Source organism: Providencia sp. PROV119, from assembly GCF_028482435.1.
Classification (GTDB): domain Bacteria; phylum Pseudomonadota; class Gammaproteobacteria; order Enterobacterales; family Enterobacteriaceae; genus Providencia; species Providencia stuartii.
The window spans coordinates 1-17,445 of sequence record NZ_JAMPQL010000034.1; the positions used below are offsets into that span (position 1 = coordinate 1).

Annotated in this window: 18 protein-coding genes and 1 riboswitch; of the genes, 12 read left to right on the forward strand and 6 right to left on the reverse strand. The window is 44.4% G+C overall.

Features of this window, described 5'->3' with window-relative positions:
- Positions 1-326: 326 nt before the first annotated feature.
- Together purH and purD are read left to right on the forward strand one after the other, a co-directional pair.
- Complete coding sequence (gene purH / locus PSF11_RS19910) at positions 327-1,916, forward strand: bifunctional phosphoribosylaminoimidazolecarboxamide formyltransferase/IMP cyclohydrolase (RefSeq protein WP_072502581.1); 1,590 nt, start codon at positions 327-329, stop codon at positions 1,914-1,916.
- Positions 1,917-1,932: 16 nt separating this feature from the next.
- Positions 1,933-3,216, forward strand: coding sequence for a phosphoribosylamine--glycine ligase (gene purD, locus PSF11_RS19915; RefSeq protein ID WP_072502582.1), 1,284 nt, complete (start codon positions 1,933-1,935; stop codon positions 3,214-3,216).
- A gap of 201 nt (positions 3,217-3,417) precedes the next feature.
- On the opposite strand, the gene PSF11_RS19920 is transcribed toward purD, so the two are convergent.
- The 6 genes from PSF11_RS19920 to nudC form a co-directional block, all read right to left on the reverse strand.
- Positions 3,418-4,041: a DUF1481 domain-containing protein gene (locus PSF11_RS19920; RefSeq protein ID WP_014656945.1), complete on the reverse strand. Its 624-nt coding sequence runs from the start codon at positions 4,039-4,041 to the stop codon at positions 3,418-3,420.
- Positions 4,042-4,130: 89 nt separating this feature from the next.
- Entirely contained in the window at positions 4,131-4,403 is a 273-nt protein-coding gene (locus tag PSF11_RS19925; protein WP_004924821.1) for an HU family DNA-binding protein, read from the reverse strand.
- A 201-nt stretch (positions 4,404-4,604) separates the two neighbouring features.
- Positions 4,605-5,192: a YjaG family protein gene (locus PSF11_RS19930; protein WP_004924819.1), complete on the reverse strand. Its 588-nt coding sequence runs from the start codon at positions 5,190-5,192 to the stop codon at positions 4,605-4,607.
- Positions 5,193-5,266: 74 nt separating this feature from the next.
- Positions 5,267-5,938 (reverse strand): deoxyribonuclease V, encoded by a 672-nt coding sequence (gene nfi / locus PSF11_RS19935; protein ID WP_072502583.1) that lies wholly within the window; start codon positions 5,936-5,938, stop codon positions 5,267-5,269.
- A gap of 95 nt (positions 5,939-6,033) precedes the next feature.
- The gene (hemE, locus tag PSF11_RS19940; RefSeq protein WP_036942124.1) at positions 6,034-7,098 is read right to left on the reverse strand and encodes a uroporphyrinogen decarboxylase; all 1,065 of its coding nucleotides are present in this window, start codon (positions 7,096-7,098) and stop codon (positions 6,034-6,036) included.
- A 99-nt stretch (positions 7,099-7,197) separates the two neighbouring features.
- Entirely contained in the window at positions 7,198-7,977 is a 780-nt protein-coding gene (gene nudC / locus PSF11_RS19945; protein ID WP_004924813.1) for an NAD(+) diphosphatase, read from the reverse strand.
- Between the two features lie 239 nt (positions 7,978-8,216).
- On the opposite strand from nudC, the gene PSF11_RS19950 reads away from it, so the two are divergent.
- The 10 genes from PSF11_RS19950 to thiS all read left to right on the forward strand — a co-directional run bounded on the left by PSF11_RS19950 (position 8,217) and on the right by thiS (position 17,443).
- The gene (locus tag PSF11_RS19950) at positions 8,217-9,269 is read left to right on the forward strand and encodes an ABC transporter substrate-binding protein (RefSeq protein ID WP_072502584.1); all 1,053 of its coding nucleotides are present in this window, start codon (positions 8,217-8,219) and stop codon (positions 9,267-9,269) included.
- 24 nt (positions 9,270-9,293) lie between these two features.
- Positions 9,294-10,112, forward strand: coding sequence for an alkaline phosphatase family protein (locus tag PSF11_RS19955; RefSeq protein ID WP_072502585.1), 819 nt, complete (start codon positions 9,294-9,296; stop codon positions 10,110-10,112).
- Positions 10,112-11,017: an ABC transporter permease gene (locus PSF11_RS19960; protein WP_072502586.1), complete on the forward strand. Its 906-nt coding sequence runs from the start codon at positions 10,112-10,114 to the stop codon at positions 11,015-11,017. Before PSF11_RS19955 ends, PSF11_RS19960 begins: the two co-directional genes overlap by 1 nt.
- Positions 11,004-11,822, forward strand: a complete 819-nt coding sequence (locus PSF11_RS19965; RefSeq protein WP_004924802.1) for an ABC transporter permease — start codon at positions 11,004-11,006, stop codon at positions 11,820-11,822. Before PSF11_RS19960 ends, PSF11_RS19965 begins: the two co-directional genes overlap by 14 nt.
- Complete coding sequence (locus PSF11_RS19970) at positions 11,822-12,838, forward strand: ABC transporter ATP-binding protein (protein ID WP_004924798.1); 1,017 nt, start codon at positions 11,822-11,824, stop codon at positions 12,836-12,838. The genes PSF11_RS19965 and PSF11_RS19970 overlap by 1 nt, the downstream gene beginning before the upstream one ends.
- Before the next feature lie 22 nt (positions 12,839-12,860).
- Complete coding sequence (locus PSF11_RS19975) at positions 12,861-13,523, forward strand: HAD family hydrolase (protein ID WP_004924796.1); 663 nt, start codon at positions 12,861-12,863, stop codon at positions 13,521-13,523.
- Positions 13,524-13,551: 28 nt separating this feature from the next.
- Positions 13,552-13,663, forward strand: a riboswitch (TPP riboswitch).
- Positions 13,664-13,863: 200 nt separating this feature from the next.
- Entirely contained in the window at positions 13,864-15,813 is a 1,950-nt protein-coding gene (thiC, locus tag PSF11_RS19980; RefSeq protein WP_004924795.1) for a phosphomethylpyrimidine synthase ThiC, read from the forward strand.
- Positions 15,797-16,435: a thiamine phosphate synthase gene (thiE, locus tag PSF11_RS19985; protein WP_036942138.1), complete on the forward strand. Its 639-nt coding sequence runs from the start codon at positions 15,797-15,799 to the stop codon at positions 16,433-16,435. Before thiC ends, thiE begins: the two co-directional genes overlap by 17 nt.
- 61 nt (positions 16,436-16,496) lie before the next feature.
- Entirely contained in the window at positions 16,497-17,255 is a 759-nt protein-coding gene (locus PSF11_RS19990) for a HesA/MoeB/ThiF family protein (RefSeq protein ID WP_004924791.1), read from the forward strand.
- The gene (gene thiS, locus PSF11_RS19995) at positions 17,243-17,443 is read left to right on the forward strand and encodes a sulfur carrier protein ThiS (RefSeq protein WP_004924788.1); all 201 of its coding nucleotides are present in this window, start codon (positions 17,243-17,245) and stop codon (positions 17,441-17,443) included. Before PSF11_RS19990 ends, thiS begins: the two co-directional genes overlap by 13 nt.
- Positions 17,444-17,445: the final 2 nt, after the last annotated feature.

Below are 17,445 nucleotides of genomic sequence, written 5' to 3' on the forward strand. Positions count from 1 at the left end.
CCCCTTTTTATCACTTTTTTATTCGATTGCTGCATTCCACAGCAAAACGCACCTTTATACAGATTTACCCACAAAGTTATCCACAACCATAAAAATAATTAAAATATAACGCGCATTACGCAAACGATTGCGTTACAATTAGCATGAAAATTCATCGTTGATTTTATTTTTATGTTCTGAAATTGTTAGTGGCTTATCTCTATCTATTGATATTTTGATGTGATTAAACAGTTACAGCAGAAATAGGTATATATAAGAAGCGTCGTTTTTACGCTTTAAACTAACTCTTACGGTTTTATTGCTTTCTTATCCAAGGGATCTATCTCATGCAACAGCTTCGTCCTATTCGTCGTGCCCTGCTCAGTGTTTCTGATAAAACAGGCGTTGTTGAATTCGCTAAAGCGCTTTCACAACGAGGTGTTGAACTGCTCTCTACAGGTGGAACCGCAAAACTACTTGCCGAGTCAGGGTTAAAAGTCACCGAAGTTTCAGACTATACAGGGTTCCCTGAAATGATGGATGGTCGTGTTAAAACACTTCACCCAAAAGTTCATGGTGGCATTTTAGGTCGTCGTGGCATTGATGATGCCATTATGCAGCAACATAATATCGAACCGATTGATATGGTTGTTGTCAATCTGTACCCCTTTGCACAAACCGTCGCTAAGCCTAACTGCACCCTAGAAGATGCTGTTGAAAATATTGATATCGGCGGCCCCACAATGGTGCGCTCAGCCGCTAAAAACCATAAAGATGTCGCGATTGTTGTGAGCAGCAATGATTATGAAAAAATCATTGAAGAATTGGATAACCACGATAACTCTTTAAATTGGTCTACTCGTTTTGACCTTGCTATTAAAGCGTTCGAACATACTGCCGCTTATGACAGTATGATAGCCAACTACTTTGGCGAATTAGTCACCCCTTATTATGGCGATACAACGCAACCATCGGGACGTTTCCCTCGTACGTTGAATTTAAACTTTATCAAAAAACAAGACATGCGTTACGGTGAAAATAGTCACCAAGATGCCGCTTTTTATATAGAAGAGAACCCTAAAGAGGCATCAATCGCCACGGCGACACAGCTGCAAGGTAAGGCTCTCTCTTATAACAATATTGCTGATACGGACGCCGCTTTAGAATGTGTTAAATCTTTCGAAGAGCCAGCTTGCGTTATCGTCAAACATGCCAACCCTTGCGGTGTTGCTATTGGTAATAATATTCATGCAGCTTACGATCGCGCGTTTAAAACGGATCCAACGTCTGCATTTGGTGGCATCATTGCCTTTAACCGTCAGCTTGATAAGGCAACAGCAGAAGCGATTATTGAGCGCCAATTTGTAGAAGTTATTATTGCACCAACGGTTGCCGATGATGCTCTTTCAGTATTAGCGACCAAGCAAAATGTGCGTGTACTTACATGTGGTGAGTGGGATAAACCTGTTGCAGGATTAGATTTTAAACGTGTTAACGGTGGTTTATTGGTCCAAGACCGTGACCTTGGTATGGTTGAACCTGACGAGCTACGTGTTGTGACTAAACGCCAACCCACTGAGCGTGAATTTAAAGATGCCCTATTCTGTTGGAAAGTCGCTAAATTCGTTAAGTCGAACGCGATTGTTTATGCCAAAAATGATATGACTATTGGCATTGGTGCAGGGCAAATGAGCCGAGTGTATTCTGCGAAAATTGCAGGTATTAAAGCCGCAGATGAAGGCTTAGAAGTTGCAGGTTGTGCAATGGCCTCCGACGCATTCTTCCCGTTCCGTGACGGTATTGACGCAGCGGCAGCCGTTGGCGTGACCTGTGTGATCCAGCCAGGTGGTTCAATCCGCGATAGCGAAGTGATTGAAGCGGCTAACGAGCACGGCATCGCCATGATTTTCACTAATATGCGCCATTTCCGCCATTAATCATGTGGAGTTAAGTATGAATATTTTAATTATTGGCGGCGGTGGTCGTGAACACGCCCTAGCATGGAAAGCCGCACAATCACCACTTGCTGACAAAGTTTATGTGGCTCCGGGTAATGCTGGAACTGCATTAGAGCCTAATCTTGAAAACGTGGCTATCTCAGCAACGGATATCGATGAATTATTAAAATTTGCGAAAGAGCAACAAATCGGCCTAACGATTGTTGGCCCAGAAGCACCACTGGTCATTGGGGTCGTTGATGCGTTCCAAAAAGCAGGGCTAACCATTTTCGGTCCGACTCAAGGCGCCGCACAGCTCGAAGGTTCGAAAGCTTTTACGAAAGACTTTTTAGCTCGTCACAAAATACCGACAGCCGCTTACCAAAATTTTACTGAAATCGAACCTGCTTTGGCGTATCTGGATAACGTCGGCGCACCGATTGTTATTAAGGCTGATGGTCTTGCCGCAGGTAAAGGTGTCATTGTCGCGATGACGCTGGCTGAAGCTAAAGATGCTGTGCACGATATGCTTGCTGGTAACGCATTTGGTGATGCAGGTCACCGTATCGTGATTGAAGAGTTCTTAGACGGTGAAGAAGCAAGTTTTATTGTGATGGTGGACGGCGAAAATGTCGTTCCAATGGCAACTAGCCAAGACCATAAACGTGTTGGCGATAGTGATACAGGTCTTAACACTGGCGGCATGGGCGCATATTCACCGGCCCCCGTTGTGACAAATGAAATTCACCAGCGTGTCATGGAACAAATCATCTATCCAACAGTAAAAGGTATGGATGCCGAGGGGCATCGTTATCAAGGTTTCCTCTATGCGGGTTTAATGATTGATAAGGCTGGTAACCCTAAAGTTATCGAATTTAACTGCCGTTTTGGCGATCCTGAAACTCAACCTATCATGATGCGTTTACAATCTGATTTAGTCGAGTTGTGTCTTGCAGGGGCAAAAGGTGAGCTAGCAGGTAAAGATTCCTTATGGGATGAACGCCCTGCTCTCGGTGTGGTAATTGCTGCCGGAGGTTATCCAGGTGATTACCGCCAAGGTGATGTGATCCACGGTTTGCCGACCGAAGAAATGGCGGATAGCAAAGTATTTCATGCTGGCACTAAAATGAAAGATGATAAGGTCATCACTGCCGGAGGCCGTGTTCTTTGTGTCACAGCACTCGGTAATGATATCGCCCAAGCTCAACAAAAAGCCTATCAAGCCGCTGAAAATATTCATTGGGATGGCAGTTTTTACCGTAAAGATATTGGTTATCGTGCCGTCGCACGCCTGAAATAGCGAGCACAGAAGCTAAACTCACTAAGCTGATAAACAGCCGCTTTATCAGCTTTTTTATTTCTAACAGGCGAAAGCGCTGAGTATTTCGTAGCCTAACTAGGCGACAAAGTAATTTATCCTCGGGGGTATACACAAATATGTGACTGAGGTGAGTTGCTGAAGCCAACAACGTTAGGATGCGAAAGACGACGAGCGGTGAGATTACAATGAATCTTTACTAGGCTGCCAGCGGCAAAAATCGGTATCCGCAACCATCAAAAGTTGATTCCCTTCAGGGGATTCTAACCAAGCAATATTCAGCTGTTTATGCCAAACTTTTGTTCGGCTTTCTAACCAATTTTGTGCATAAGGTTCAAATTCGACTTTTTTGACATCACCGCCACAAGTGACGACTTGGTTTTGTGACCAACGGCCTTGGTATAGTTTCACACCACCGACTACCAAAGCAGTATTAATATCTAAAATACGTTTTGCTTCAAAACGCCAACGGATAATGTCATCGGAAGAAAGTGCGGTTTTGCGATCTTTTTCGACTCGTTGCATAAAGATCACATCATCGTTTTTGTTAAAACGGAGTTGTTCCATCATTTCTTGCTCACCCGCATTTAAGATTTGGCTACGAATTTGCCAAAGCTGGCCTGCTCGGTACTCGAAGAAATTAACAGAAGTATCAGTGCCTTTGTAAGGGCTGTAAACAACCATAAGCACTTGAGGGTCATTTTTTGCGTCATTAAGACGCCACATACGGATTACACCATCATCCGCAATAAATCCACTCGCACTAAACTCGGGAAAGTTGTTACGAGAAGAACAGGCGCTGAGCATTGAGATGGCTCCCAATACCAGCAACCCTTTCCGAATGAACAAAAGGGGTCGTTGACTCCCCCCCCTGATAATTCTAGTTTGCAACTTAATTATTTTACCGCTTCTTTCAGTGCTTTACCGGCAGAGAAAGCAGGAACATTAGTTGCTGGGATAGTGATCTCTTCGCGAGTTTGCGGGTTACGACCGGTACGCTCTGCACGGTGGCTGACTTTGAAAGTACCGAAACCGACCAGTTGTACTTGCTCGCCTTTTTTCAGCGTTTCTGAAATAGCATTCAGAGTTGATTCTAATGCTGCTTTAGCCTGTACTTTTGTCAGGTCTGCTGATTCTGCGATAGCATCAACTAATTCAGTCTTGTTCATAAATTATCCTTACACAGTGTGTTTATCGTTTGCAAAGCATCGAGTGCGTCGGATATGCCAAATTGACAGCCCCTGATACACGCCCCCGATAGCCACTTCTCTTCTTGCCCCTAAATGTAGACCAGTCTAGGGGCAAATGTGAAGTCTTAGTCATCAGCATTACTGCGCTAAGTCACGTTTTCATCAATGAAACGCTAAAAACTAGCCTACAGTAATACCAATATTGCTAACCCCCGCTTCACGGAGGTCAGATTTTAATCCTTTAATTAACTCTAAGTCTCGCTCTTCACAGGCAGCCAGTAAACGGAAAATTTCCCACTGGATATCCCACTCTTCCTCAATTGAGGATAATTCTTTCAGCTCTTCCTCTGACATTTCCCTACCAGCTTGGGTCATTTCCAGCATCGCAACAGTACGAATCGATGTTTCGCTAACCGCAATAGCATGGCTCAGTGTTTCGCCACTTAATTTTGCATGAACCACTTCACCTAAAGCGATACAAGCATCGATGGCTGGATAAACACCGTAGAAATCAAAATCATCTGCTGACGGTATAATTTCTTCTAATTTTTCGAGCTGATTGTCGAAATTAATTTTACTGTCTTTAACGACCAGCGTTTCCCATACCAAATCAAGTATAGACCGATAAACCTTTGCGTCAGTAAATTCACTTTGCTGACAAAACATTTGGTAGTTGGGGTACATTCGTTCGCACAGGCATGCCATAAAAGTAACATGTTGCCAGCTTTCTAGTTTTTCCAACCTCAAATGGATGGGATTTCTTAACATAATTTCAGACTCATCAATCTCAATACATCGCAGTTTACCTGAAAATCTGCCAATACCACATATTTTGCTGATAATTAGCCGGATTTCTCTTTCATTCGCTCAAAAAACGACCTATTAGAGGCTATTCCATCAGCAAGTCGCGTTGGCTCAGGTAGCCGATACCCCTTTAAACAGCGTTCAACCCACTCACGAGAAGCACTGACACTCATCTTATGACCCGGTGAAATAAACAAAGGATTGCATCTTTTTTTACTTCTCAGCACCCAACCAAGCTGATTTTCGCCATGCCGTAATGGTTGAAAACTTCCCTGAGCTTCACTCACTGCTTCATAGTCACCGTACAATCGACTTTTTGCGACTCCAATGGTTGGCACATCAGCCTGTAAGCCAAAGTGACACGCAACACCGAAACGACGAGGATGGGCGATCCCTTGACCATCAACTAACACCAATTCAGGTTTATGATGCAGTTGTTGCCAAGCTGCCATCAATCCAGGCACTTCACGAAAAGAGAGCAAACCCGGAATATAAGGTAATTGTGTGGGTACTAGCGCAATCTGATACTCAACCAATTGCAAATCAGGCCATGACAGAACGGCGATCACCGCACGAGTGACAGTACCTTGCTGCTCAAAGCCCACATCAGCACCACCGATAAAAATCGGCTGTATATTGTTTTCATTCAATACAATAAGCTGTGCTTTATCCGTTTGCTCTTGTCGCAACAATCGAGTGTCTATGGCCATGATGTGCTCAATACTTATTATGATTAACGATTAATGATAGAAGATAACAGCGTACTTACAAGGATCTGTGAGTACGCTATCAAAAAACCGATCAGTTATTGATGGTATTGGCGGGAAAAACGGTGGACGGCATCAACAAAAGCACCTGCATGCTCAGGGGGAACATCTTGATGGATACCATGACCTAAATTAAAGACATGTCCATTACCTTGCCCGAAGCCTGCCAAAATATTTTGTACTTCTTCTTCAATGCGCGGTATCGGAGCATAAAGCATTGATGGATCCATATTTCCCTGTAGTGCCACTTTGTCACCGACTCGACGACGGGCATCCGCAATTTCAGTGGTCCAATCAAGACCTAGAGCATCACAACCTGTTGCAGCCATCTCCTCTAGCCATTGCCCACCGCCTTTTGTAAATAGGGTCACAGGCACACGGCGGCCTTCATTTTCACGTATTAGGCCATCAATGATCTTATGCATGTAATGAAGAGAGAATTGTAAATAATCACGTTTAGTTAGCACGCCACCCCATGTATCAAAAATCATGATGGATTGAGCCCCTGCCCGAATTTGCGCATTTAAATATAAAATCACGCTATCAGCGAGTTTATCCAGTAATAAGTGGAGCGCATTCGGGTCTTCATACATCATTTTTTTAATTTTTGTGAACGCTTTACTGCTGCCACCTTCGACCATGTAAGTGGCTAATGTCCACGGACTCCCCGAAAAACCGATAAGAGGTACATCCCCCTTTAGCGCTTTACGGATTGCTCTTACCGCATCCATAACATAGCCCAGTTCCATTTCCGGATCAGGTACTGGTATGTTTTTTATATCATTTAGGCAAGTGATTGGCTTTTTGAAACGAGGCCCTTCACCCGTCTCAAAATAGAGGCCTAGCCCCATAGCATCAGGGATGGTTAAGATATCAGAAAATAGGATTGCGGCGTCTAATGGAAAACGACGTAACGGTTGAAGTGTCACTTCACACGCTAACTCGGTGTTTTTACACAGAGAAATAAAATCACCAGCCTGTGCACGCGTTGCTTTGTACTCCGGTAGGTAACGCCCTGCTTGACGCATCATCCATACAGGGGTGGTATCTACAGGCTGACGTAGCAAAGCACGTAGATAGCGGTCATTTTTCAACTCAGTCATTATTTACTCCATTATAGTCAGTGGCCGCCGCAAATGGCTAAGGGCCGCTATTGTAGCATGTTACACACAACAATATCAGCGCCTAAGCAATTCGCACGTTTAGGCGTCCTCTTGGCGACATAAAGCCACCGTATCTTCAATTAATCGCCTTGCGATTGTGTCACTCGGAGGAATTTTAGGTAATTCATTGTAGTGATACCACGCGGCACTCACGAGTTCATTCGGGTCAACCTTAATTTCGCCGCTGTCATAGTCAGCCAGAAACCCCATCATTAATGAGTGAGGGAAAGGCCAAGGCTGAGAAGACACATAACGAATATTACGTATTGTGATCCCGCTTTCTTCCATGACTTCTCGTGCTACCGCTTCTTCCAGTGTCTCACCCACTTCAACAAAACCCGCAAGTACGGTAAAGAGAGGGTTTTGAGTATGGCGGCGGTGCTGTGCTAGCAATATATGGTCACCACGACGGATGCCAACAATAATGCAAGGCGCAATTTGTGGGTAATAGCGTTCATGGCAATGGTCACAAAGACAAGCCCACTCAGTCGTACTATGACGCATTGCGGTGCCGCAATAACCGCAGTAACGATGGGAACGATAAAACTCCGCTAACTGTACTCCACGTCCAGCTAAACGAAATAATCCCTCATCTTGTGATGCTAATAAGCGCGGTGAAGCCATATCTGTTGGCATTTTTTCAGCAATTAGCCAAACAACCTCACCTTGCCATTCACCAATCGGTGTTGCTATCTTCCCAGACAGTGACCAATCTTTTGCACTCCCCCTAGGAGCATCTCCTTGTGGTAACCATAAGCGCCCAGCAAAGCAAACAAACCACCAACCTTTCTCTGTTCCAGTTAATGTCACTTTTGTCATTTTTTACATCTTTTATTGGTATAAAAGGATTTCATCTTTTTCTATAAAGATACGCTTTTTTCACAAAATGTAATCTAGTCGTTGTACTTAATCATTTTTAGTTAGTGTTTTTGACACTTTTTAGACAGTTTTTTCCCTAAAACATCGAAAAAGTGTCACAAAACCGTCAACTCACTGTCACCTTGGAAAATTAGCATACTAACTAACCAATATAACTCCTCTATACAGTGAGAGATAAAATGAAAACGATTGTACCCGCAGTTTTACTTTCATTAACCGCGTCAAGTGCTGCTTTAGCAGCCGATAACGATTTAACCGCCTTGATTGAAGCCGCTAAAAAAGAAGGTCAAGTATACAGTGTTGGAATGCCAGATACTTGGGCTAACTGGAAAGGAACTTGGCAAGATCTCGAAAAAACCTATGGATTAAAGCACCAAGATACGGATATGAGTTCAGCGCAAGAGATTGCTAAGTTTGCCGCTGAAAAAAATAATGCTACCGCAGATATTGGCGATGTCGGCGCCTCCTTTGGCCCTGTTGCCGTACAGAAAGGCGTTACCCAACCTTATAAACCAACCACATGGTCACAAATCCCTGATTGGGCAAAAGATAAAGAAGGCCATTGGGCACTGGCTTATACGGGCACCATTGCTTTCATGATCAATAATGAGCTAGTTAAAGATGCGCCAAAAAGCTGGGATGATTTGCTAAAAGGTAAATATAAAGTCACTGTTGGTGATGTTGGTATCGCAGCTCAAGCTAACAATGCAGTATTAGCAGCGGCCTATGCGCGCGGTGGTGATGAAAATAACTTACAGCCAGCTATTGCGTTTTTTGCTGAACTTGCCAAGCAAAAACGTCTTTCCGTGAATGATCCAACCGTTGCAAATATTGAAAAAGGCGAAGTTGCCGTCGGTATTCTTTGGGATTTCAATGCGCTGAATTATCGTGATCAGATCAATCGTGACCGCTTTACCGTTGTCATTCCTTCTGATGGTTCAGTTATCTCAGGCTATACCACTATCATTAATAAATATGCCAAAAATCCAAATGCCGCGAAGTTAGCACGTGAATTTATTTTTAGCGATCAGGGGCAAATTAACCTAGCTGAAGGCTACGCCCGCCCAATTCGTGCTGAATACCTCTCCCTCCCCGAAGAGATTAAAGCCAAATTGTTACCGGATGAGCAGTACAAAAATGTTCGCCCAATTAACGATGCGGATGGCTGGGAAAAGTCGTCTCGCAAACTCCCCAAAATGTGGCAACAGCAAGTGTTAATCCACCAGCAGTAATGTCACTTAGGAAGAAAATATCTTATGTCTGATAAAGTGATCCTTGTTGTTCTCGATGGCTTGAGTTACCCAGTAGCCCATGATTGTATGGGCTACCTCAATGGACTGATCGAAGCTGATCGAGCAACGCTCTATAAAGTGGAGTGTGAGCTACCCTCTATGTCACGCCCTTTATATGAATGTATTTTGACGGGAGTTTCCCCTGTCGATAGCGGTATCGTTAACAATGACGTCGTGCGACTCTCCCACTTTGATAGTATTTTTTCTTTAGCCAAGAGAGCAGGTAAAACAACGGCAGCCGCGGCTTATTATTGGGTCAGCGAGCTATATAACCGAGCACCTTTTGTTGCGACTCGAGACCGTTTTACCAATGATAAGCAACTCGCTATCCAGCATGGTTGTTTTTACCAAGCAGACCATTATCCAGACAGCCACCTATTTATGGATGCGGAATACCTGCGCACTCAATACTCGCCTGATTTTTTACTGATCCATCCGATGAATATTGATGATACAGGCCATAAGTTTGGTTTTGATTCCTCACAATATCGTAACGCGGCGCGGCAAGCCGACACTATTTTGTCAAATTACTTACCTCAATGGATTGAGCAAGGCTATCAAATTATTGTCACGAGTGATCATGGCATGAACAGTGATCGTAGCCATGGCGGTATATTACCTGAAGAGCGCGCTGTTCCTCTGTTTGTTATTGGCGAGCAATTTTCACATCAAGAACAGTGTATGGTGAAGCAAACTGCGATTTGTGGCACGGTTTGCGCCTTACTCGGAATTGAATATGGCGATAAAACAGTCTGTCACACATTATTGGTAGGAGATAATTAATGGCCGACGTTAGCGTACCTTGTGAACAAGCAAACCACCAACAAGGGAAAGCCGCAATGTTAAAGAAACACTTATCACGTTTTCATTGGGGATCAGCCTTATTAACACTGCCATTTATTACATTGTTTTGCTTGTTTCAAATCGCCCCTATGATTTGGGTATTTATCAATAGCTTTATTTATGAAGAAGCTTGGTCAGTCGACAACTACCTTGATATTTTCACCAACGATTTTTATCTGCAAGCCTTTGAGAACACCCTCTGGTTATCGATTGTCTGTAGTGTCATCGGGCTATTCATTTCTACATTAACGGCATTTTCCATCTATAAAATGCAAGGCAGAGTACGCAGTATGATGATTTCCTTCACCACAATGGCGAGTAACTTTAGCGGTGTTCCCCTTGCCTTTGCTTTTATCATCATACTTGGGGTCAATGGCGCAATTACCCTGCAATTGAAATCTTGGGGAATTATTGAGGATTTCGATATTTATAGCGCAAGTGGGTTAATGCTGCTGTATATCTACTTTCAAATTCCTCTGGGTATTTTGTTGCTTTATCCTGCCTTTGATGCGTTGAAACCAGAGTGGGAAGATGCGGCTAAAACCATGGGAGCCAGTAAATTATCTTATTGGCGCAACGTTGCTATCCCCGTACTCGCTCCCGCATTACTTGGTACTTTTATTATTTTAGTTGCTAATGCCGTTGGGGCTTACGCGAGCACTTACGCCCTGATGAGTGGCAATTACAATCTAGTGACCATCCGTATTGCTAGCTTAGTCTCCGGCGACCTTTATTTAGAGCCTAATTTAGCAGCAGCATTATCCGTTTTACTAATTGCTATTCTTGGATTTATCACTGCCATCCATCATTGGCTATTAAAACGGAGTTATCATGCCAAGTCATAATCTTACCGCCAAGCCAAATGGCTCTTCCGGCCTTTGGCTACATAAATTCATTCTTATTAGTGTTGTTTTGTTATTAGCTCTACCTATTGTTGCCACTTTTATTTATTCAATTTCTACACAATGGGGAGCGACCGTTTTACCGGATGCCTTATCGATAAAATGGTATTTACAGTTATGGCAAGACCCTCGATTTCTGTATGCTTTTGGGCGGTCGCTGCTCATCTGTTTTAGTACTTTGTTGGTTAGCACACTGGTCATTTTACCAATGGCATTTGCCGTGTTTTACCGCTTCCCGAAATTAAAGGGGCTGATGGATTTACTGATCATCCTGCCTTTTGCTATTCCCCCTGTGGTGTCATCGGTGGGTCTATTACAAATATTTGCTGATGAGCCATTTATGTTGGTTGGTACGCCATGGATATTAATTGGTACTTATTTCACTATCACCCTACCTTTCATGTACCGTGCACTCGCTAATAGCTTCCAAGGCATTAATTTACATGACTTAATGGATGCCGCGCATTTACTCGGAGCAAGTACCTTTAAGGCTTTCTTATTAATAGTATTACCGAATATTCGCAAAGGATTACTAGTCTCATTACTGATCTCATTTTCATTTTTGATGGGTGAGTTTGTGTTTGCCAACATTTTGGTGGGAACACGTTATGAAACATTGCAAATCTACTTATTTAATATGCGTCAAACCAGCGGTCACTTTACCTCTGCGTTGGTGATGTCTTATTTCTTATTTACCTTGTTACTCACATGGCTCGCCACGCGGATGAGCCGTTCGGGAGATGAATAATGAGTTATGTTATTGCTGAAAATTTGAGTAAATCATTTGGTCAAAATCAGGTGTTCTCTAATATTCAATTCACAATAGAAAAAGGCGAATTTATTACCCTGTTAGGGCCTAGCGGCTGTGGAAAATCGACCTTATTGCGTTGTATTGCCGGACTCGAACAACCTGATAATGGTGACCTGTATATCAATCGCCAAAACATCACGCACCAAGCAGCCCAGCAGCGAGGCGTTGGCATGGTCTTTCAAAGTTATGCGTTATTCCCGAATATGACAGTTGAAGACAATATCGCCTTCGGCCTAAAAATGCGTAAAGTCAACAGCACTGAGCGCAATAAAGCGGTTGCAGACGTTATTGAAATGGTTGAGTTGCAAGGTAAAGAGCAGCAATTTCCTCACCAGCTTTCGGGTGGACAGCGGCAACGTGTCGCCCTTGCTCGTGCATTGGTGATGAAGCCCCAAATATTGCTATTGGATGAGCCACTTTCGGCATTAGATGCGCGTATTCGTAAACATCTGCGCCAACAGATCCGTCATATCCAACGTGAGTTAAAATTGACGACCATTTTTGTTACTCATGATCAAGATGAAGCCATGATCATGTCTGATCGCATCTTTTTAATGAATAAAGGGGCGATTATCCAGAACGATACAGCTGAGAATATCTACACGCAACCAGCCAATGAGTTTGTGGCGCGTTTTATGGGCAATTACAACCTTGTGGAGGCTGACAAAGCCAATGCGCTACTCGGGCTTAATTTGCAAGGTACGCTCGCTATTCGCCCAGAATCCATCTATGTTAAAGAAGCAGGGCGACATTACGGTGAGCATATTTCACAGCCCGTCGATGCGATTATTTTAGATCATCAACTGTTAGGTAATATTATTCGTTATTCCGTCAATACCGCGGCAGGCAATATGACGGTTGATTTGTTAAATCGCTCATCTGAAAGACTATTTGAACCCGGTACACGCCTTGAGTTAATGTTTAATAAGAACGAAATTCGCGCACTACGTTAGCAAACGAGATAAAAGAGGCACAATGCAAAACAAATTGGCGGTTTTTGATTTAGATGACACCCTAATTCAGGGGGATAGCAGCGTACTGTGGACACAATACCTGTGGGATAAGCAAATTATCACCGACCCGCGTTTTGTCGAAGCCGACAAACAAATGATGGCACAATATAACTCAGGCTCCCTAGATATGGCGACTTACCTGCGTTTTAGCCTGCAATCGCTATCTGGGTTCAGCATCGAGCAAGTTGATCTCTGGTTAGATGATTTTGTTGAGAGCATGATCGTGCCACGTATATATCCCGAAGGGATCCGCACAATCGAGCAGTATCGAAAGCAAGGGATCCCGATCATTGTGATCTCTGCAACCGTTTCTTTTATTGTGAAAAAGATAGCCGAACGATTCGCTGCTGATGTCGTGATGGGAATCGACATCAAGCAGAAAAATGGCGGTTACAGCACCGAAATAGAAGGCATTGCGACTTTTAAAGCAGGCAAAGTCAAACGCCTGCTTCAGTGGATCAGCCACCAGCCAATTACCGATGCCTATATTTATTTCTATACCGATTCCGCCAATGATCTGCCCATGTGCCAATTTGCCGATGAGGTGTTTATCGTAAATGGTGACGCGCGTCTTTGCCAAGTCGCCACCGAACAACATTGGACACAATATCACTGGGAAGTTTGAATATTTTTTTTGCACCTCTTATACTAGGTCCATCTTGTCGGAGTGCCTAGTGGCGAAAGCTACGGGCTGAGACCGTTAATTCGGGATCCGCGGAACCTGATCGGGTTAATACCTGCGAAGGGAACAAGAGTAATCATTCAGCGTAACAATTTTGGTTATTTGCTTTTGCATATTTAGGCTGACAACTCATACGCAACACAGCAAACGTCAGCTAACAAAATGAACACGCAACGCCATACCATTACTCCATCCGAACTCCAGACAAGCAACTTTCTTACGATAAACCTGAGTGCTACGCCCATATACGCGTAATCGCTCGTGACAATGTCAGGAAATTGCTATGTCCCAAAATAATATTATCCCTACAAGCGATCTTTCTCCTAAAGCGGCGCCTGCAAGAACGCGCAAAGCACAACGTGATGCGGCCGAAAACTTTATCAATACGGTTTCTGGCGTATCCTTCCCTAATTCAAAACGTATCTACCTAACAGGTTCAAGAGACGATATCCAAGTGCCAATGCGAGAAATCCAGCTCTCACCAACCCTCATTGGCGGCGATAAAGATAATCCTCAATTTGAAGATAATGAGCCTGTTCCTGTTTATGATACTTCAGGCCCCTATGGCGACCCAGCCGCAGAATTAAATGTTCATAAAGGATTAAAAAAGATCCGTGAAGGTTGGATCCGCGAGCGTAATGATACTGTTCCGGTTGATACCCTCAGCTCAGATTTTACGCAGCAGCGACTTGCCGACGCGGGTCTCGATCACTTACGATTTAATCATCGCCCCCACCCATTGAAAGCGATGAAGGGTCGCTGTGTAACACAGCTTCATTATGCACGCCAAGGTATTATTACCCCTGAAATGGAATTTATCGCCATTCGCGAAAATATGGGACGTGAACGTATTCGTGGTGACGTTTTAAGACAGCAGCACCCCGGACAATCATTTGGTGCAAATCTGCCTGAAAACATCACGCCGGAATTTGTCCGCCAAGAAGTTGCCGCGGGCCGTGCCATCATCCCAGCCAATATCAATCACCCTGAATCTGAGCCAATGATTATTGGTCGCAACTTCCTAGTGAAAGTGAACGCCAATATCGGTAACTCATCGGTGACTTCTTCCATTGAAGAAGAGGTTGAAAAACTGATTTGGTCTACCCGCTGGGGAGCCGATACCGTTATGGATCTGTCTACTGGTCGTTATATTCATGAAACTCGTGAGTGGATCCTACGTAACAGTCCAGTGCCAATTGGTACTGTGCCTATTTATCAAGCACTCGAAAAGGTTAATGGGGTTGCCGAAAATCTCACGTGGGAAATGTTCCGCGATACACTGCTTGAACAGGCCGAACAAGGGGTCGATTACTTTACTATCCATGCAGGTGTGCTCCTGCGCTATGTCCCTATGACGGCGAAACGTTTAACCGGTATTGTCTCCCGTGGTGGCTCGATCATGGCGAAATGGTGCCTCTCTCATCACCAAGAAAACTTCTTATATGAAAATTTCCGTGAAATTTGTGAGATTTGTGCAGCCTATGATGTATCACTGTCATTAGGTGATGGTTTACGCCCAGGGTCAATTCAAGATGCTAACGATGAAGCCCAATTTGCTGAACTGCATACCCTTGGTGAGCTTACAAAAATTGCTTGGGAATATGACGTGCAAGTGATGATTGAAGGCCCAGGACATGTGCCAATGCAGATGATCCACCGCAACATGACGGAAGAGCTTGAACATTGTCATGAAGCGCCATTTTATACCCTCGGCCCACTAACTACCGATATCGCTCCCGGTTATGACCATTTTACATCAGGTATTGGGGCAGCCATGATCGGCTGGTTTGGCTGTGCAATGCTCTGTTATGTCACCCCAAAAGAGCATTTGGGCTTACCAAATAAAGAGGATGTTAAACAAGGGCTAATCACCTATAAAATTGCGGCTCATGCTGCCGACCTCGCGAAAGGGCATCCCGGAGCACAAATTCGTGATAATGCTATGTCTAAAGCGCGTTTTGAGTTCCGCTGGGAAGATCAATTTAACCTAGCTCTCGACCCAGATACCGCACGTGCTTATCACGATGAAACCCTGCCACAAGCGTCAGGGAAAGTTGCCCATTTCTGCTCTATGTGTGGTCCTAAATTCTGCTCAATGAAAATTTCACAAGAAGTCCGTGATTATGCGGCGCAAAAGGAAGCTGGCATGGAGCAAATGTCCGAAGCTTTCCGCGCTCATGGCAGCGAGTTGTATCACAGTGCCGAGGTCGTGTCCGATGAAAAAATTGCCTAGCACTCCCTTTGCTCCCACTGAGCAACGATTGGGGCTTTATCCTGTGGTCGACTCTGTAGAATGGATTGAACGCTTGCTTAATGCAGGCGTAACGACTATCCAGCTACGTATTAAAGATAAGCATGATGATGAAGTGCGTGATGATATCCAACGAGCGATTGCTCTCGGTGAAAAGCATCATGCGCGGCTATTTATCAATGACTATTGGCGCTTAGCTATCGAGCTCGGTGCCTATGGTGTTCATCTTGGGCAAGAAGATCTGGAAACCACCGACCTATTGGCTATTCATCAAGCTGGGCTACGTTTAGGCATCTCAACTCATGATCAACATGAGCTTGCTATCGCTAAATCCGTGCGCCCTTCTTATATTGCGATGGGGCATATTTTCCCAACAGAAACCAAGAAAATGCCCTCAGCACCTCAAGGATTGGAGACACTCAAAACCATGGTAGAAGCGACTCCCGATTACCCCACGGTCGCGATTGGCGGTATCTCTATCGATAGAGTGCCAGCAGTGCTCGCAACCGGTGTTGGAAGTGTCGCCTTAGTGAGTGCAATTACCAAAGCAGATGATTGGCTAGAGGCAACAAAAACCCTTTTACGCCTCGTAGAAAATCACTGATTACCTGAATCAAACCCGCCCACACGCTCTCGTGATGGCGGGTTAATTCGAGGAGTTCATCATGTTAAATGATCATGAATTTATGCGTTATAGCCGCCAGCTACTGCTTGAAGATATCGGCCCTGAAGGACAAGGCAAACTTAAAACGAGTAAGGTACTGATTGTTGGCCTTGGTGGTTTAGGCGCACCGGCATCACTTTATTTAGCAGCCGCTGGCGTCGGTGAGTTATGGCTTGCGGATCACGACGAGCTACACCTTTCTAATCTACAGCGGCAAGTTTTATATGGCACTGAGGACATTCCTCAATCTAAAGCCAAACTTGCCGCAAAACGACTACAAGATCTTAATCCACTGATCCATACCCATGTCTTACAACAAAAGTTAGATATTCACACATTGCTTCCCTTGGTTGAGCAAGTCGATTTAGTTCTCGATTGTTGCGATAACATGGCCACTCGCCATGCCGTTAATGCGGCCTGTGTCATGGCAAATAAAACATTGGTTAGTGGCAGTGCCGTGGGGTTTGGTGGGCAGCTTATGGTGCTTGAGCCACCCTTTAATCACGGCTGTTACGCATGTTTATACCCTGACCAGACGGAGCCTCAGCGTAACTGCCGTACCGCTGGTGTACTTGGCCCTGTCGTGGGGGTCATAGGCACATTGCAAGCCTTAGAGGCCATCAAATTATTAGTCGGATTGCCTTCCTCGCTAAGCGGTAAATTGCGTTTATTTGATGGTAAACAGCAGCAATGGAATACCTTGCAACTGACACCGTCCATTCAATGTCCAATCTGCCGAGAAGAAACATGCGCCTTATAATTAACGACCAGCCAATGGAGTTTGATGCGCCATTAACCGTGTCTCAATTACTCGCTTCTCTAGAGCGCAGTACGGTCGGCACGGCTTTGGCCATCAACCAAGTGATCATTCCTCGTCATCAATGGGATTCACACCTCGTGAATGACCAAGACAATATCTTATTGTTTCAAGCTATCGCTGGAGGCTAATC

What these genes read in the sequence shown, in the direction of transcription:
- nudC (WP_004924813.1), bottom strand. Translation starts at nt 7,977, where the DNA reads ATGACAAAAGTGACATTAACTGGAACAGAGAAAGGTTGGTGGTTTGTT.
- PSF11_RS19955 (WP_072502585.1), top strand. Translation starts at nt 9,294, where the DNA reads ATGTCTGATAAAGTGATCCTTGTTGTTCTCGATGGCTTGAGTTACCCA.
- purD (WP_072502582.1), top strand. Translation starts at nt 1,933, where the DNA reads ATGAATATTTTAATTATTGGCGGCGGTGGTCGTGAACACGCCCTAGCA.
- PSF11_RS19965 (WP_004924802.1), top strand. Translation starts at nt 11,004, where the DNA reads ATGCCAAGTCATAATCTTACCGCCAAGCCAAATGGCTCTTCCGGCCTT.
- PSF11_RS19930 (WP_004924819.1), bottom strand. Translation starts at nt 5,192, where the DNA reads ATGTTAAGAAATCCCATCCATTTGAGGTTGGAAAAACTAGAAAGCTGG.
- PSF11_RS19925 (WP_004924821.1), bottom strand. Translation starts at nt 4,403, where the DNA reads ATGAACAAGACTGAATTAGTTGATGCTATCGCAGAATCAGCAGACCTG.
- hemE (WP_036942124.1), bottom strand. Translation starts at nt 7,098, where the DNA reads ATGACTGAGTTGAAAAATGACCGCTATCTACGTGCTTTGCTACGTCAG.
- thiC (WP_004924795.1), top strand. Translation starts at nt 13,864, where the DNA reads ATGTCCCAAAATAATATTATCCCTACAAGCGATCTTTCTCCTAAAGCG.
- thiE (WP_036942138.1), top strand. Translation starts at nt 15,797, where the DNA reads ATGAAAAAATTGCCTAGCACTCCCTTTGCTCCCACTGAGCAACGATTG.
- PSF11_RS19960 (WP_072502586.1), top strand. Translation starts at nt 10,112, where the DNA reads ATGGCCGACGTTAGCGTACCTTGTGAACAAGCAAACCACCAACAAGGG.
- PSF11_RS19950 (WP_072502584.1), top strand. Translation starts at nt 8,217, where the DNA reads ATGAAAACGATTGTACCCGCAGTTTTACTTTCATTAACCGCGTCAAGT.
- PSF11_RS19970 (WP_004924798.1), top strand. Translation starts at nt 11,822, where the DNA reads ATGAGTTATGTTATTGCTGAAAATTTGAGTAAATCATTTGGTCAAAAT.
- PSF11_RS19920 (WP_014656945.1), bottom strand. Translation starts at nt 4,041, where the DNA reads ATGCTCAGCGCCTGTTCTTCTCGTAACAACTTTCCCGAGTTTAGTGCG.
- thiS (WP_004924788.1), top strand. Translation starts at nt 17,243, where the DNA reads ATGCGCCTTATAATTAACGACCAGCCAATGGAGTTTGATGCGCCATTA.
- PSF11_RS19975 (WP_004924796.1), top strand. Translation starts at nt 12,861, where the DNA reads ATGCAAAACAAATTGGCGGTTTTTGATTTAGATGACACCCTAATTCAG.
- nfi (WP_072502583.1), bottom strand. Translation starts at nt 5,938, where the DNA reads ATGGCCATAGACACTCGATTGTTGCGACAAGAGCAAACGGATAAAGCA.
- PSF11_RS19990 (WP_004924791.1), top strand. Translation starts at nt 16,497, where the DNA reads ATGTTAAATGATCATGAATTTATGCGTTATAGCCGCCAGCTACTGCTT.
- purH (WP_072502581.1), top strand. Translation starts at nt 327, where the DNA reads ATGCAACAGCTTCGTCCTATTCGTCGTGCCCTGCTCAGTGTTTCTGAT.